The sequence below is a fragment of the Arenibacter sp. P308M17 genome, assembly GCF_003426735.1.
GTDB lineage: Bacteria > Bacteroidota > Bacteroidia > Flavobacteriales > Flavobacteriaceae > Arenibacter.
In genome coordinates this window covers 213,006-229,347 of sequence record NZ_QVON01000003.1, presented here as the reverse complement: position 1 = coordinate 229,347, position 16,342 = coordinate 213,006, and the positions used below count along the sequence as shown (strand labels likewise).

At 41.3% G+C, this 16,342-nt stretch carries 15 protein-coding genes; 4 read left to right on the top strand and 11 right to left on the bottom strand.

Translation table 11 applies throughout. The annotated features are described in order from the left end of the window. Positions 1–248: 248 nt before the first annotated feature. The 4 genes from mreC to D0S24_RS08915 all read right to left on the bottom strand — a co-directional run bounded on the left by mreC (position 249) and on the right by D0S24_RS08915 (position 4,353). The gene (gene mreC, locus D0S24_RS08930) at positions 249–1,070 is read right to left on the bottom strand and encodes a rod shape-determining protein MreC (protein WP_117019534.1); all 822 of its coding nucleotides are present in this window, start codon (positions 1,068–1,070) and stop codon (positions 249–251) included. A gap of 118 nt (positions 1,071–1,188) precedes the next feature. After that, positions 1,189–2,217: a rod shape-determining protein gene (locus tag D0S24_RS08925; RefSeq protein ID WP_069858480.1), complete on the bottom strand. Its 1,029-nt coding sequence runs from the start codon at positions 2,215–2,217 to the stop codon at positions 1,189–1,191. A 56-nt stretch (positions 2,218–2,273) separates the two neighbouring features. After that, the gene (purH, locus tag D0S24_RS08920; RefSeq protein ID WP_117019533.1) at positions 2,274–3,806 is read right to left on the bottom strand and encodes a bifunctional phosphoribosylaminoimidazolecarboxamide formyltransferase/IMP cyclohydrolase; all 1,533 of its coding nucleotides are present in this window, start codon (positions 3,804–3,806) and stop codon (positions 2,274–2,276) included. A gap of 94 nt (positions 3,807–3,900) precedes the next feature. After that, positions 3,901–4,353: a GAF domain-containing protein gene (locus D0S24_RS08915; RefSeq protein WP_117019869.1), complete on the bottom strand. Its 453-nt coding sequence runs from the start codon at positions 4,351–4,353 to the stop codon at positions 3,901–3,903. Positions 4,354–4,464: 111 nt separating this feature from the next. Between D0S24_RS08915 and D0S24_RS08910 the strand changes: the two genes are divergently transcribed. The 3 genes from D0S24_RS08910 (at position 4,465) to D0S24_RS08900 (ending at position 7,867) form a co-directional block, all read left to right on the top strand. Continuing rightward, on the top strand, positions 4,465–4,932 hold the full coding sequence (locus D0S24_RS08910; RefSeq protein WP_251795754.1) for an HYC_CC_PP family protein: 468 nt from the start codon (positions 4,465–4,467) through the stop codon (positions 4,930–4,932). A 328-nt stretch (positions 4,933–5,260) separates the two neighbouring features. Further along, positions 5,261–7,462 (top strand): TonB-dependent receptor, encoded by a 2,202-nt coding sequence (locus D0S24_RS08905; protein WP_251795768.1) that lies wholly within the window; start codon positions 5,261–5,263, stop codon positions 7,460–7,462. Between the two features lie 45 nt (positions 7,463–7,507). Further along, entirely contained in the window at positions 7,508–7,867 is a 360-nt protein-coding gene (locus tag D0S24_RS08900) for a heavy-metal-associated domain-containing protein (protein ID WP_181938061.1), read from the top strand. Positions 7,868–7,950: 83 nt separating this feature from the next. On the opposite strand, the gene groL is transcribed toward D0S24_RS08900, so the two are convergent. From groL to miaB, 7 genes are all read right to left on the bottom strand, one after another. Next, the gene (gene groL, locus D0S24_RS08895; protein WP_117019532.1) at positions 7,951–9,582 is read right to left on the bottom strand and encodes a chaperonin GroEL; all 1,632 of its coding nucleotides are present in this window, start codon (positions 9,580–9,582) and stop codon (positions 7,951–7,953) included. Between the two features lie 103 nt (positions 9,583–9,685). Beyond that, positions 9,686–9,964, bottom strand: a complete 279-nt coding sequence (gene groES, locus D0S24_RS08890) for a co-chaperone GroES (protein WP_031445433.1) — start codon at positions 9,962–9,964, stop codon at positions 9,686–9,688. Between the two features lie 142 nt (positions 9,965–10,106). Continuing rightward, positions 10,107–10,475, bottom strand: coding sequence for a preprotein translocase subunit SecG (secG, locus tag D0S24_RS08885; RefSeq protein ID WP_117019531.1), 369 nt, complete (start codon positions 10,473–10,475; stop codon positions 10,107–10,109). A 3-nt stretch (positions 10,476–10,478) separates the two neighbouring features. Further along, positions 10,479–11,408 carry a hypothetical protein gene (locus D0S24_RS08880; protein WP_117019530.1) on the bottom strand — a complete coding sequence of 310 codons (930 nt, stop codon included), beginning with the start codon at positions 11,406–11,408 and terminating at the stop codon, positions 10,479–10,481. 3 nt (positions 11,409–11,411) lie between these two features. Continuing rightward, entirely contained in the window at positions 11,412–11,930 is a 519-nt protein-coding gene (locus tag D0S24_RS08875) for an LptE family protein (RefSeq protein WP_117019529.1), read from the bottom strand. A gap of 90 nt (positions 11,931–12,020) precedes the next feature. Then, a complete protein-coding gene (locus tag D0S24_RS08870) occupies positions 12,021–13,292 on the bottom strand; it encodes a sigma-54-dependent Fis family transcriptional regulator (RefSeq protein ID WP_117019528.1) in 1,272 nt (423 codons plus the stop codon). A gap of 3 nt (positions 13,293–13,295) precedes the next feature. Next, the gene (gene miaB, locus D0S24_RS08865) at positions 13,296–14,741 is read right to left on the bottom strand and encodes a tRNA (N6-isopentenyl adenosine(37)-C2)-methylthiotransferase MiaB (protein WP_117019527.1); all 1,446 of its coding nucleotides are present in this window, start codon (positions 14,739–14,741) and stop codon (positions 13,296–13,298) included. A 155-nt stretch (positions 14,742–14,896) separates the two neighbouring features. Here miaB and D0S24_RS08860 point away from each other — a divergent pair, with 155 nt between their 5' ends. Then, positions 14,897–16,144, top strand: a complete 1,248-nt coding sequence (locus tag D0S24_RS08860) for an LVIVD repeat-containing protein (protein WP_117019526.1) — start codon at positions 14,897–14,899, stop codon at positions 16,142–16,144. Positions 16,145–16,342: the final 198 nt, after the last annotated feature.

The following is a 16,342-nucleotide window of genomic DNA, read 5'->3' as shown; positions in this document are numbered from 1 at the left end:
TGGGTCTTAAATAAGCTATGGTAACAGTGGCTGCCGCGTGAATGGCAAAGGTATCCGAAAATAAATCTATTAAAAAGCCAAGTAGAAAACTTAACAGTAGAAATAATTGTCTTTTCTCCTTAATGGGATACCAAAAAAGGAATAGGATATACACCATTGGATTAATATACCCAAAAAAATTGAGCTTATTAAAAACCAATACCTGTACTAAAATTAATAGTACAAATCTAATAATGTTTATAAAGTAGCTATTGCGGATCATTACTGGTCTTGGCTTCTAATTCTATTATTTCCTTCCGTTTCGTGTTTTCTATTACATAAATACTTTTAATAGCGGCCATATCGTTAAAGAGCCTAATGTCTATACTATATGAGCTTTGCGAATTGTTAAGATCAAAATTTTTGATGACTCCTATGGGAATGTTTTCAGGAAAGATACTGGAACTTGCACCTGTAACTATGGTATCCCCAATTTTTATAGGTACCAATCTTTCAATGTCCGCAAGTTGCACTATGTTGTAGTTCTTCGTGTCCCATACCAAGGAACCGTAATGGTTGGTGTTCTTGATTTTTGCGTTGATCCTGGATTTAGTGTTCAGAAGGCTCTGTACCGTTGCAAAATTTTTGGATGTATTTTCCACTATTCCAAGGATTCCATTGGCAGAAATAACGCCCATGTCGGGCTTTATGCCATGAGCACTTCCTTTTTTGATCGTAATATAGTTACGGGGCAGGCTATAACTGTTCTTGATTACTTGTGAAGCAATGACCCTATAAGTAATATTGGTTGTGTCCAACGCTATGGAATCTTCCTTTTTTTGGTTAAAAAGAAGGTTTCTCAATCGTTTGTTTTCCTCTACTAGTTTTTTATTTTCCTCCCCAAGACTAAAATAGGTGGTTATATTGCTCGTAGTCTCATAGATATTCCCAGTTAGCCAATTGGAGGAATTAAAGTATTTGGAACGGTGATATGAATGGGATTGTATGGTAAGTGCCAAGGATATGATCAACAGAAAAAGATAGAGCAAGAAATTTTTATATCTTAGTATAAAGTTGATAATCTGCCGCATTCACTTAAATTGTTTTGTAAAACCTTATTTTGGCAACTGTCCTGTAAGGAATTAAGGCCTGTTTGCTATCTGTAACCTTGATTATATGGGTAGAACCGATTACAAGGTATTGTATAAACTATTTAATTAAAATACTCTTGTAACGCTCCAAGTTTTTTAAAGCAATACCCGTGCCCCTTACCACTGCCCTTAGCGGATCTTCCGCTATATACACCGGTAGATCCGTTTTTTGTGACAATCGCCTGTCCAGTCCTCTTAGCATAGATCCACCACCGGCCAAATAAATTCCGGTATTATAGATATCCGCGGCCAGTTCGGGGGGGGTCTGGGACAGCGTTTCCATAACGGCATCTTCTACCCTTAAAATGGATTTATCCAAGGCCTTGGCTATTTCACGGTAGGAAATGGATACTTGTTTGGGCTTCCCTGTCAGGAGGTCCCTGCCTTGAACGGACATTTCATCCGGAGGGGTCTGCAGATCTTCCGTGGCGGATCCAATGGTTATCTTTATATTCTCTGCCGTACTTTCCCCAACATAAAGGTTGTGTTGGGTACGCATATAATAGATAATGTCGTTTGTAAAAACGTCTCCTGCAATTTTGACCGATTTGTCGCAAACAATTCCGCCTAGGGCAATTACGGCAATTTCGGTGGTACCGCCACCTATATCAACGATCATGTTCCCTTTGGGTTGCATAATATCCAGACCAATCCCGATAGCGGCGGCCATTGGCTCATGGATAAGGTAGACTTCTTTTCCGTTAACACGTTCCGCTGACTCCTTAACGGCACGCATTTCCACCTCGGTAATTCCGGAAGGGATACAGATAACCATTCTCAAGGCCGGTGGAAACCACTTTTTCTTTAGCGCCGGTATGTTTTTGATGAACATGTTGATCATCTTTTCCGAGGCGTCAAAATCAGCAATGACCCCATCCTTTAAGGGACGTATGGTCTTAATATTTTCATGGGTCTTTCCCTGCATCATATTGGCTTCCTTGCCAACGGCAATGATCTTTCCACTTATTCTGTCCCTGGCTACAATAGATGGACTGTCTACCACCACTTTGTCGTTGTGAATGATGAGGGTGTTGGCAGTACCTAAGTCTATTGCAATCTCCTCGGTTAAGAAATCAAAGAATCCCATTATATGTAGTTATGTTTCGGTTTAAATGTCTGTTTTGATAGTTAAAAGTAATAAAATTAATGTTTAAAATGACGTGTACCGGTCATTACCATTGCAATTCCATTTTGATTACAATAATCGATACTGAGTTGGTCCTTTATGGAGCCTCCAGGTTGTATAACGCTTGTTACCCCACTTTTATGCGCAATTTCTACACAATCCGGAAAAGGAAAGAAGGCATCACTGGCCAATACAGCTCCCTTTAGATCAAAATTAAAGGATCGGGCCTTGTGGATAGCTTGGTTTAGGGCATCTACACGAGAAGTTTGGCCGGTACCACTGGCACACAATTGTTTGTTTTTGGCAAGAACAATGGTGTTGCTTTTGGTGTGTTTACATAATTTTGAAGCAAAGATCAGATCTTCCAGTTCCCTATCCGTAGGTTTTTTATTGGTAGCATTGGTAAGGTCGGAAATTTTATCGGTCTTTTCATCTTTTTCCTGAATTAAAACACCATTTAAACATGTTTTGACCGTCATTTTGGGGAGGTCTACTTCATTCTGGACCAGAATTATTCTATTTTTCTTGCCTTTTAGGATGTCCAGGGCCACGGGGGTATAGCTAGGTGCAATGACCACTTCGCAAAAAAGATCATGGATTTCCTCGGCAGTGGGTTTGTCTATTTCAACGTTGCTGATCAATATTCCGCCAAAGGCCGAAACTGGATCGCCTGCCAATGCATCAAGATAGGCTTGATGAATGGTTGGCCTGGTGGCAAGGCCACAGGCATTATTATGTTTCAATATGGCGAAGGTGGGGGCATCGTTCTTAAATTCTTGGATAAGGTTTACAGCTGCATCCACATCCAACAAATTGTTATAGGAAAGTTCCTTACCGTGGAGTTTGTTGAACATGGCATCAAAATCGCCAAAGAAAAAACCTTTTTGATGGGGGTTTTCACCATAGCGAAGGACCTGCCCGTTGGTTGCACTTAATTTGAACGCAGCCTCTTCGTGGTTCTTGTTGAAGTAATTAAAAATGGCCGAATCGTAATGTGATGACACATTGAAGGATTTTGTTGCAAAACGTCTGCGGTCTTCTAAAGTAGTGCTGCCATTTCCTTTGGCAATCATTTCCAAGACTTCATCATAATCGTTCATGGAGGAGACGCAGAGCGTATCCTTATAATTCTTGGCTGCCGCACGTATCAACGATATGCCTCCTATGTCTATTTTTTCAATAATATCCTGTTCGGAAGCTCCGCTGGCAACCGTTTTTTCAAAAGGATAAAGATCTACAATGACGATATCCAATTGTGGAATTTCAAACTCCTTCAATTGTGCCTGGTCACTTTCATTGTCCTGACGGTTCAATATACCACCAAACACCTTGGGATGCAAGGTTTTTACCCTACCACCCAATATGGACGGATAGCTGGTAACGTCCTCTACGGGCACTACGTCTATTCCCAACTCCTTTATGAATGTTTCCGTACCTCCTGTAGAATAGATGGTAATTCCCAATTCATTAAACTTTTTTACCAATGGCTCTAGCCCATCTTTGTGAAAAACGGATATCAAGGCTGAGGAAGCTTTTTTAGTGGTACTCATTTTGATGTGATTGTTGTTATGGATTATAAAGGACACAAAAGTAATTTTTTTGTACTTAAAAATCAGCAGGATTATTAACAATCGCCCTAAAGTTTTAAAGAATTTTGGAGACCTCCCGGTTTACGTATTCCAAAAAACGCTCGTCCTCTTCGGAAAATGGATCCGGAGTATTGGAATCGATGTCGATTTGGCCAATATTTACGCCGTTTAAGAATAAGGGAATTACTATTTCAGCCTTAACGGTCATACTACAAGCTATGTAATTGTCCTGAGCCTTTACATCGGGAACTACAAAGTTTTGATCGGATACCGCTACCTGCCCACATATTCCTTTGCCAAAAGGAATTATGGTATGGTCCGTAGGGGTCCCGGCGTAGGGACCCAATTTCAGCTCTTCCTTATCCCCGTTTCTAAAGTAGAACCCTACCCAATCATAGTACGGAACATTTTCTTTAAGCAATTCGCAAATGGCCTGCATTTTTTCGGGGCTATTTATTTGGGGATCGTTTATAATTGCCGAAACCTTTGGTCTTAATCTGCTTAGCATATGATGATTTTTTACAAAAATAGGGCTATTTATAAATCCTGTGGCACTACCCATTTTAAACTTCACATCCTAATTATTGGGTTGGGCAATTTTAGACCTAAAATTTAGTTAATGTTTGGGAAGGAAAATAAAGAGTGCCAACTTTTGATTATTTTTGACTTTATGAAAGTAATGATCCATAAAATAGTGGCTCTATTGATGGCAATTTTTATGCTGGCCTCTACCGTTTCTTGGACGGTGGAGAAGCATTTTTGCCTCGGTGCGTTGGTGGATATTGCTTTCTTTCATGAAGCGGAAACATGCGGCATGGAAATGCCTTTGTTAAATAATGGTACGGACCTCGATAAGGATTCCAATAGTTGCTGCACTGACGAGATTGTTTCGGTTCAGGGTCAGGACGAATTAAGCATTTCCCAATATGACCTTAGTTTTGGCCAGCAGTATTTTTTGGCGGCCTTTACTTGTTATTATATAAATTTATTTCAGCCAAGGGAGCAGCACTTTGTTCCCCATGCCGATTATCCACCACCCATATTGGTTAAAGATATCCAAATCTTGGACCAGGTTTTCCTCATTTGATTTTTTTTATTGGTAATGACTTCGGTTTTCCATTTTTGAAATTGGAGAATCCGATGGTTTGTTGATTTCGATTATCTACTAATAGAAAACATTTAAACTTTTCTCAATTGGCTAAAAAAAATTGCTCTTTTTCGCCCATTTTTCATCTTTCCTGCCGGCAGGCAGGCAGGTTTTAGTTCCGTAGCCCTGCTATGCAACTCAAAAAGAGGTTCAATTGGACATAGCTAGTTGATTTCTGCCCGTTCCGGATCGGGAGGGTTCGCTTCGATCAGAAAAGTTTAAATGGGTTCATAATAAAATATATCAAGTGAAGCATTTTTTTGTAAGTATGTTTTTATGGATTCCTTTATTGGCTATTTCCCAGGACCATATTGAGGGAATGGTCATGGAGAAAAACCCTGAAAATGAGCACCTAGGATTGGCGGGAGCCAATGTTTATTGGTTAAATTCCCAGATGGGGACCATTACCAAGACAGACGGAAGCTTTGTGATTCCGTTTAAAAAGGAATTTAACCAACTGGTTATTAGCTATGTAGGGTTTGAGTCGGACACCTTGTCCATTGATTCCCCTAGAATGGTCCACCATTGGCTAAGGCCATCCAATGCTTTGAACGAGGTGGTGGTCCTTAAGAAACGGGATGCGGTACAGAAATCCTATTTCAGCCCACAGAATGTGGTCACCATAAATAGTGCAGAGTTGTTAAAGGCTGCCTGTTGCAATCTTTCTGAGAGCTTTGAAACCAATCCTGCCATAGATGTTAACTTTTCCGATGCCCTGACCGGCACAAAGCAAATACAGATGTTGGGGCTAACCAGTCCTTATTTATTGATAACCCAAGAGAATATCCCTATGGTACGGGGTGCCTCACAGGCCTACGGACTTACCTTTACGCCGGGGACCTGGGTGGAGAGTATCCAGATTACAAAGGGTGCGGGCAGTGTTGTTAATGGTTACGAAAGTATTTCGGGACAAATAAATACGGAATTGGTAAAACCTTTAACCGATAAGGCCGTATTTGTCAACGGGTACGCCAATTTAAATGGCAGGCTGGAATTAAATACCCATTTGAACAAAAAGTTGACCGATAAATGGAGTACAGGGCTCTATCTCCATGGCAACCGAAGGGATACCAAGGAAGATGGAAATGGGGATGGGTTTTTGGACGTTCCCTTGGGCAATCAAATAAATGTATTGAACAGGTGGCAATACCAAAACCCAAATACCGGTTGGATAAGTTTTATCAATCTTCGTTTTTTGAACGATGACAAACAGCTTGGGCAGACAAATTTTGATCCTGTTACGGATAAATTCACTACCAATTCATGGGGAGGGGAAATAAAGACCAGAAGGTTTGATACTTCATGGAAATTGGGCTATGTATTTCCCGGGCTACCATTTCAGAGTTTTGGGTTTCAAACGGCCTATAATATCCACAAACAGGATTCCTATTTTGGTTTTAACGAATATAATATTGATCATGAAAGTATCTATTCCAACCTGTTGTTCAATTCCATAATCGGGGACACCAAGAGCAAATTTAAAACAGGTCTGACCTTTGCGTATGATGGCTATGGGGAAATGGTGAATACCCAAGGTTTTTCCAGGGTAGACAGATCCATTGGAGCTTTTTTCGAGTACAGTTATGATAATCTAAAAGAGTGGAGTTTAACCGCGGGCATAAGAGTGGACAATCACAACCATTTAGGGACTTTTGTTACTCCCAGGTTGCACCTGCGGTATATGCCATGGGAAAGAGGGAGCTTTAGGGGGTCTTTGGGCCGCGGAAGGCGGGTAGCCAATATCTTTGCCGAAAATCAACAATTATTTGCCTCGTCAAGGCAGATAAGTGTTCTTGGGGATAAGGGCAGTATTTATGGGTTGGATCCCGAAGATGCCTGGAATTATGGTGCAAGTTATATACAGGGATTTAATTTGTTCAATAGAACGGGTAACATAACATTGGATTATTACGTTACCAATTTTAAAAATCAGGTGGTCGTAGATTGGGAGAATCCTTTAGAGGTTTCGTTTTATAACCTGGAGGGAAAGAGTATGGCCAAAAGCTTTCAATTTGAAGTAAATTATAATGTATTAAAAAATTTAGAGCTGAGGACGGCCTACAAAAATTATAATGTAGAAACCGATTACCGAACTGGGACACTGCAAAAACCCTTACAGGCCCAGCATCGATTTTTTGCCAATCTTGGATATATGACGGTCCCCAAAGAAAATGGGTCTCAATGGCGCATGGATTATACGGTGCATACTTTGGGAAGGCAGCGTTTGCCAGGAGCCGCCAATAGTTCCGTGGGGTACTCACCATCTTACAGTTTAATGAACGCCCAGCTCACCAAAGTGTTCAGCCATAATTTTGAAATTTATGTGGGAGGGGAAAATTTGACTAATTTTATGCAGGACAACCCTGTGGTGGGTGCCCAAGACCCTTTTGGTGCCAATTTTGATACCACCATGGTGTACGCGCCCATAATGGGCAGAATGTTTTATACCGGATTTAGGTATAAATTATAGTTTTATTTAAAATCAATTATTCAACTTTTAAAATAAAATAGAGATATGAGAAATTTAGTTTTAGGATCGGTGCTTGCCCTTTTAACGGCAGTTGGCCATGGGCAGGAGAAAAATAAGAAAATGAACTTTGAGGTAAATGGAAAATGTACCATGTGCAAGGAGAGGATAGAGGAAGCAGCCTTAGCGGTAAAAGGGGTTAAATTTGCTTTATGGGACATCCCGACCCATCAATTATCGTTGGTCATTGATGAGCGAAAAACAAATTCGATGGAAATAAAAACTGCCATAGTGGGAGTGGGTCATGATACCAAGGAATTAAAGGCTACGGAGGAAGCTTATGAAAGTGTGCACCCCTGTTGCCGGTATCGTGAGGATAATACCGATGATGGGCAGCATCATGAATAAGGAGAACCGGTAATAAAAAAAACCGTCCTTGGGATTCCAGGGACGGTTTTTGTAATTATAAATTGCCTGTGGCGGCTCGCCACTTACATCATTCCCGGCATACCGCCACCCATTCCTGCTGGGCCGGCAGGTGCATCTTCCTTAATATCGGTCAAGGCGCATTCTGTGGTTAGGATCATTCCGGCAACAGAGGCCGCATTTTCCAATGCAATTCTAGTTACCTTCTTAGGGTCTATAATACCCGCTTTGATCATATCTACGTAAGTTTCAGATTTGGCATCATAACCAAAATCGCCTTTACCTTCCAAAACTTTGGCAACCACTACAGATCCTTCCCCACCGGCATTTTCAACGATGGTTCTCAAAGGCGATTCTATAGCTCTTGCTACGATTTGAACCCCGGTTTCCTCATCGGCATTTTCGGTCTTTATTTTTGAAAGAACAGCTTTGGCCCTTACCAAAGCAACACCTCCACCGGCAACGATTCCTTCTTCAACGGCAGCCCTTGTAGCGTGAAGTGCATCATCTACCCTGTCTTTTTTCTCCTTCATTTCCACTTCGGAAGCGGCACCAACATAAAGAACGGCAACACCACCGGCCAATTTGGCCAAACGTTCCTGTAATTTTTCCTTGTCGTAATCGGAAGTAGTGGACTCTATTTGGGATTTGATCTGGTTTACCCTTGTTTTAATGGTTTTTGGGTCACCTGAACCGTTTACAATGGTTGTATTGTCCTTGTCAATGGTGATTTTTTCACAGGTACCAAGCATATCCAAGGTGGCGTTTTCCATTGTAAAGCCTCTTTCCTCAGCTATTACTGTTCCACCTGTTAGGATCGCTATATCTTCCAACATGGCCTTTCTTCTATCGCCAAATCCTGGCGCCTTAACGGCTGCAATCTTTAATGACCCCCTTAATTTGTTCACTACCAATGTGGCCAAAGCCTCTCCGTCAACATCTTCGGCAATGATCAAAAGCGGTTTTCCTGATTGGGCAACAGGCTCCAATACCGGTAACAGATCCTTCATGGAAGAAATCTTCTTGTCATATATTAAAATGTAAGGATTCTCCAGATTGGCCGTCATTTTTTCAGAATCGGTAACAAAGTACGGAGAAAGGTATCCTCTGTCAAATTGCATACCTTCTACCACGTCAACATAGGTATCCGTTCCCTTTGCTTCCTCTACGGTGATAACACCTTCTTTACCTACTTTTCCGAACGCTTGGGCAATAAGGTCGCCAATAGTTTCATCGTTATTGGAAGAAATGGCGGCTACCTGTTTGATTTTTTCTGAAGAGTCGCCCACTTTTTTGGTCTGCTTTGCCAAATCTTGAACAATAGCTTCCACAGCTTTGTCAATACCTCTTTTTAGGTCCATTGGATTGGCACCTGCAGCTACGTTCTTCAGGCCTTCCTTTACGATAGCTTGTGCAAGAACGGTCGCAGTAGTGGTACCGTCACCAGCCAAATCATTGGTTTTGGAAGCAACTTCCTTTACCATTTGGGCACCCATGTTCTCAAGCGGATCCGCTAATTCAATTTCTTTGGCTACCGTAACACCATCCTTGGTAATGGTTGGTGCACCAAACGATTTACTGATGATTACATTTCTACCTTTAGGTCCTAAGGTTACTTTTACTGCGTTAGCCAATGCATCGACACCTCTTTTTAGGCCGTCCCTTGCATCGATATCAAATTTTATGTCTTTTGCCATAATTTAATTTCATTTATCATTCCAAAATAAAATGGAATGAGACTTGTTATACTATTTTTTTGTTGTTTGAAATTTTCCCTACAATTAGAGAATGGGAGCAATATTATATAATTGCTAAAATGTCGCTTTCGCGCATCATAAGATATTCGGTACCTTCAAGCTTTAATTCAGTACCGGCATACTTGCCGTATAGCACCGTATCTCCAACTTTAACGGTCACTTTTTCATCTTTGGTACCAGGACCAACGGCAACTACTTTGCCTTTTTGTGGTTTTTCCTTTGCGGTATCAGGGATGTAAAGACCGGATGCAGTCTTTGTTTCGGCAGCCATAGGTTCTACTAGAACTCTATCTGCTAATGGTTTAATGCTAACTTTAGCCATATTATTTAGATTTTATGTTTTTAAGTTTGATTTTAATAGGCAGAAATTATGCCATTACCTTAAAACTGACACATTGTTAAACAAAAATGCCAGCTTGTCACTTAAGCTGGCATTTTTTATATTTTAAATTTGTTTTCTGTTGTTATTGAAGGCTGTCAGGGGTGCTTGTGCCATTAGTGGCAGGCGCGGGGACAGAGGTGTCCGGCAAAGCATCCGGGGCAGTTGTTTCTATAGGGTCGCCATTAAGCAATTTTGAATCTGAATCACTGAAACTTCCTTTCAATGCTACATTGGATAGCAAAATTAGGACCACCAAAATGGTTGCCAATGTCCAAGTACTCTTATCCAAAAAGTCCCCAGTTTTCTTTACCCCTCCTACAACTTGGCTGCCACCTCCGCCAAAGGATGAGGACAATCCTCCGCCTTTAGGGTTTTGCACCATAATTACGAGCATCAATAGGATGCAAACTAGGATGATAAGGACCAAGAATATTGTAAATGTTGTATTCATTATTTAATTATTTTCTTGTTGTATTTTTTCTACCGCTTTAATTCGGTCTGCAAAGAAACTACTTTTTTCTGGATATTTCAAACTTAAAATTTTGTAGGCCTGTATGGCCTTTTTGTACTTTTTTTGTTCTAAATAGACCTTGGCCAAGGTGGCTGTCATCAATTCATTTTTATCGAAACTCAGGGAGTCTTTAATGGTGACCTTGACCGTGTTTTCATTGGGTACGATTTTGGGGTTTGTTTCAATAAATTTGTCGATCAGATCAAATTTTTTCTTTTTTAATTTATCGGCCTTTGGAGTTGGTTTTAACTCGGTTTTGGCTGTTGCTTCCTTTATGGTGTTGGGTTCGGATTTTAGCTTTTGAGGCTTGTGCGTGGTTAATTGAAGCCATTCCGCAAAGGAGTATTTTTCTCTTTTGGTGAAATTTAAAGGTTTTCCTATTTCCAGTAGCTCTTCAGCTTTTTTTTTATTATCCGAGATGGACTTGTCCATTTTCGGGTCTTTGGAGGAAAAAAGTGAGGGGTCCAAAATATCATTGGCGTCCTTTACCGTTCTTGGTAAGGGTTCGTCCTCCGATTCTTCTATTAGGGCACTTTCTTTTTTAAATTCGGATACGATCTCTTCGGAAATGGTGGGAGTATCGTTCAAAGTAGTGGATTTTCCCAAAATAGAATCGGCGATGGTATTCTGCAAAAAATCTATGGAGGTAATAAAATCGAAAAGAATATCCCTATCTGTCGTATAGGCGGCAGTTAACTTAAGGGCGTTGTTGTACTTAAAACTGTTGAGGTTCTTTAGGCCTTTTAGATGCATGGCCCTTGCTGCCTGGAAGTACGGATACTCCGCCAATACATCTTCCAGTTGTTTGGTCTGCACAGGGGAAACCACTTCATCCGGGTTTTGTAATAAATATGTAAAGTCCTGTACGTTCATAAATTACCAATCTGCCAATGATTTATTAAAAATGTCCTGGGTAATACGTTCAAATATTATCTGGTGGGCCTCATCCTTTACACTGGCCAATTGCGAATTGGCCGGATAATCGTAGAAGAAGGAAAACCGTTGTTCAAAGTCTACATCCTCTTTGGTGTTGTTAAAGAACCTTACGTTTACGCCTATACTCAGCCGGTTTTGCGCCGCGTTTTGTTGGGAGGTGGCAGACATAGGGGATATTCTATATTCCACGATCTCGCCTTCATAGAGCAGGTCCCCGTTGGATTTAACTAGGTCCAAACTGGTCTGGTTCAATATCAGATCCTGCAGGGCCAGGGTAAAATCCCTATCCATTCCCGGTTCAAAGGTGGATCCCGGATTTTGGGAAGCGTAGTTCTGGAAATAATTCACCTGAAAGGTAGTCGCCGTTCCCACGTCTCCCCCGGTAAAGTTATATATGCCACAACCAGCAATGCATACTGTGAACACCAATAGAATTATAAGACTTTTTATTTTAAACATTCATTAGTTTTTTTCAGGATTCTCTTTTTTTATTTTTTTTGCCTATTGCCTATTGCCTATTGCCTATTGCCTATTGCCTATTGCCTACTGTTATAGGTCGTACTGTTTTATTTTTCTGTACAGGGTGCGTTCCGAGATGCCCAATTCCGCAGAAGCCGCTTTTCTCTTTCCTTTGTTCCGTTCCAAGGATTTTTTAATGAGCTCTATTTCCTTGTCCTGTAAAGATAGGGTTTCTTCCTCTTGTATTTCCTCTGCAAAATGATACTTGTCCTCTTGTTGGGGAGATTTGACCAATGGTTTCTCTATATAGGGTTCTGGAAGTTGTAAAATTTCACTTGGACCTTCCTCCTGTTCCGCATATTCCTCCTCGTCATCCCCGTATATTTTTCTGATAAGATTTTCGTTTTCTTCCTGAACTTTTTCACTGTCGTTGTGCTTGAGCAGTTCCAATGTTAACTTCTTAAGATCGTTCAGATCGCCTTTCATATCAAAAAGAACCTTGTACAATATTTCCCTTTCCGTACTAAAGTCGCCTTCCTTTTTATCCTTTCCCACTATGGCGGGCAGGTTGCTATTGCTGGAATTGGGCAGGTAACTGTTCAGGGTGGCCAAGGTAATTAGCCTGCTTTCCTCCAACACGGAAACCTGTTCCGCTATGTTCCTTAACTGGCGAATGTTGCCGGGCCATCTGTATTTCAAAAGTAGTTGCACGGCATCGTCATCCAAACGAATGGTGGGCATTTTATACTTCTGCCCGAAATCCGATGCAAATTTGCGGAACAATAAATGGATATCCTCTTTGCGCTCCCGTAATGGGGGGATGTTTATTTCTACCGTACTTAAGCGATAATAGAGGTCTTCCCTGAATTTTTCCTTTTTAATGGCCTCGAACATATGAACATTGGTAGCGGCCACTATTCTGACATCTGTTTTCTGGACCTGGGAAGATCCAACTTTTAAAAATTCCCCATTTTCCAGAACCCTCAGAAGTCGCACCTGGGTGGTAAGGGGCAGTTCCCCAACCTCGTCCAAAAAGATGGTGCCGCCATCGGCTACCTCAAAATAGCCACTTCTGGTAGCTGTTGCTCCTGTAAAAGCCCCCTTTTCATGTCCAAAAAGTTCACTGTCTATGGTGCCTTCCGGAATGGCCCCACAGTTTACCGCAATATATTTGGCATGTTTTCTATGGGAAAGGGAGTGTATAATTTTTGGAATGGCTTCCTTGCCCACGCCGCTTTCTCCCGTAACCAATACAGAGATGTCCGTAGGTGCCACCTGAATGGCCTTTTCAATGGCACGATTGAGCTTTACATCATTGCCAATAATTTCAAAACGCTGTTTTATAGATTGGATCGATTCCATGGTTTAATTGTTATTGGAAAGTCCCAGAGGCCTTCCTATTAAGGTGCCGGAGGTACAATCGGTAATTTCTACATTCACAAAATCCCCTATTTTGTAGTTTTCCTTGGGAAATACCACAACAAAACTTTGGGAGTTCCTTCCCATCCAATCCAAATCCGATTTTTTGGAGGATCCCTCTATCAGGACTTCAGTTGTTTTTCCAAGCTGCTGTTTGCTCCTAAAATAACTATGTTCCCTTTGGAGGGCAATAATTTCGGTAAGTCTTCTGTTTTTAACTTCTTGTGGTACATCATCTTCCATATTCCTTGCTGCGGCCGTCCCTGGCCTTTCGGAATAGGCGTACATATAACCATAATCGTATTTAATCTCCTTCATTAGGGAAAGGGTGTCCTGATGGTCTTCTTCCGTTTCGGAGGGAAATCCTGTAATCATGTCCTGTGATACGGAGCAATCCGGTATTATTTCCTTTATACGCCTCACCAGCTCAAGGTACTCCTCCCTAGTGTGCAATCTGTTCATTTCCTTTAAGATCCTATTGCTGCCACTTTGTACGGGTAAATGGATATAATTACAGATATTGGGATATTTTGCTACTACCCGAACCACATCCAAGGTCATGTCCTGCGGATTGGAAGTAGAAAATCTGATACGTACTTTGGGTTGTGCCAACGCCACCATTTCCAATAGGTTGGAAAAATTGACCGCTGTAGCTTGTTGCATTTCAGATGCTTTTTCGAATCCTTTTTTTAATCCGCCGCCATACCAAAGATAACTGTCCACATTTTGTCCCAGAAGGGTAATTTCCTTGTATCCCCTATCGGCTAGATCGCTTACTTCCCCCAATATGGATTGCGGATTCCGACTGCGTTCCCGCCCCCGTGTAAAGGGTACTACACAAAATGTACACATATTGTCACATCCACGGGTAATGGAGACAAAGGCGGTTACACCGTTGGTATTTAGGCGCACGGGGGATATATCCCCATAGGTTTCCTCTTTGGATAGGATTACGTTTACGGCATTTCTGCCATCGTCCACCTCTTGGATAAGGTTGGGCAGGTCCTTATAGGCATCCGGGCCAACTACCATATCCACAATTTTCTCTTCCTCCAGCAATTTGGTCTTTAACCTTTCGGCCATACATCCAAGAACCCCGACCTTCATATGCGGCCTATGCCGTTTTACGGCATTGAATTTTTCCAATCTTTTCCGGATGGTAAGCTCTGCCTTTTCCCGAATAGAACAGGTATTGACCAATACCAAGTCGGCATCTTCCAACTTATGGGTAGTACTGAAGCCTTCATTGTACAGTATGGAGGCAACAATTTCACTGTCCGAAAAATTCATGGCACAGCCATAGCTCTCTATGTACAGTTTTCTGTTGTTATTTTCTTTTTTCGCAAGTGTTAGGGCGGTTCCCTGTAAGGATTCATCAATAATCTTCTCCATATTTGTTGTGCATTCAGCCTCATCTTTAAGAGTGTGCAAAGATAGTATTATATGATTAAATATGACATATTGACAGTTAAATATTTGTCAAAAATCAACGCAACTATTTGGGCTAATGGCATCTAATTAATGTTGAATCCGTTAAAAATATTAGTATGGGAAGGATAATTCTATTATGGTTTCTGTTGGTTGTCCTTGGGTTTGTTTCCTGTAATGAGGAGGATGATGGTAAATATGCAGAGTACCTGGTGGCCAAGCCTTTAACAATCAGTATGGCCGATTTTAAAAGTGCTATAGATATAATTGCTCCAGTTCCTATGCATGAATCCGGCAAAATTTATGTCTACGGAGAGTATGTATTTGTCAATGAGAAATATAAAGGGGTCCATGTCATTGATAATTCCGACCCTAAGGCACCCAAAAAAATAGCCTTTATAGAAATACCGGGCAATGTGGATGTTTCCGTAAAGGGCAATTACCTATTTGCGGACAGTATTACGGATTTGATCGTATTGGATATATCCGACATCAATGGTATTGAAATGGTAAACCGTTTGGAAAATGTGCTGAGGAACAACGTGATTTTTCCTTTTGAAGTAGATATTTATGAGTGGCAAGATATAGATTATGAAAATGATATGGTAATAGGATGGGAAACCGTAAGGGAGAGAAGGTTGATAGAGGAAGTGCAGGTAGATTTTTCACGTGAGTTTGATGTTATGCTGTCCAATGCCGCCCAAAATTCGGTCACAACGGGGCAGGGCGGTTCCTTGGCGCGTTTTAAGATCGTGAATGATTATTTATATGCCGTGGACAGTCATAATATAAATGTATTCAACATTGAAGATTTGGAAAATCCCAAGGATATGGAGGACGTCTATGCCGGTTTTGATATAGAAACTATTTTTAACAGGGGGGATCAGTTGTTTTTAGGGAGTATGAGGGGGATGTATATTTATGATATCTCCTCTCCTGCCACCCCGAGCTTTATTTCTGAATTTGAACACGGTACGGCCTGCGACCCTGTTGTAGTAGATGGGGATTATGCCTATGTAACCCTAAGGGGCGGTAATATGTGTGGTGCTACCGAGAGTGGGCTTTTTATTGTGGACATATCGGATATTGCCAATCCCGAATTGGTTAAGACCTATCCCATGGACGGACCCTATGGCCTGGGAGTAAAGGGTGAAAAACTATTTGTGTGCGATGGTGCCTCGGGACTTAAGGTCTATGATAAGACCAATGTTCAGGATTTGGTGCAGCTTAACCATTTTAAGGACATAGACACCTTTGATGTGATCCCCATGGAGGATAATTTATTGATGATTGGGAAAGAAGTCCTGTACCAATATGAATACCTGGATAATAAAATTGAACTGATCAGCACCTTTGAGCTTAATTGATTGCTGTAGAATGGGGGTGCTAGACTTTAGATGCTAGACTAGATACTAGAATTGAGATGCTAGATGCTGGATTTTGGGTTTAAACCTGGAACTTTGAATTTTAAGGCTGCCAGCTGCCGACTGTCACTGCCAACTGCCACTTCTTATTTTTTCCTTACGCTGGTGCGGGCGTCACGCCCGTACCTACAAAACAAAACA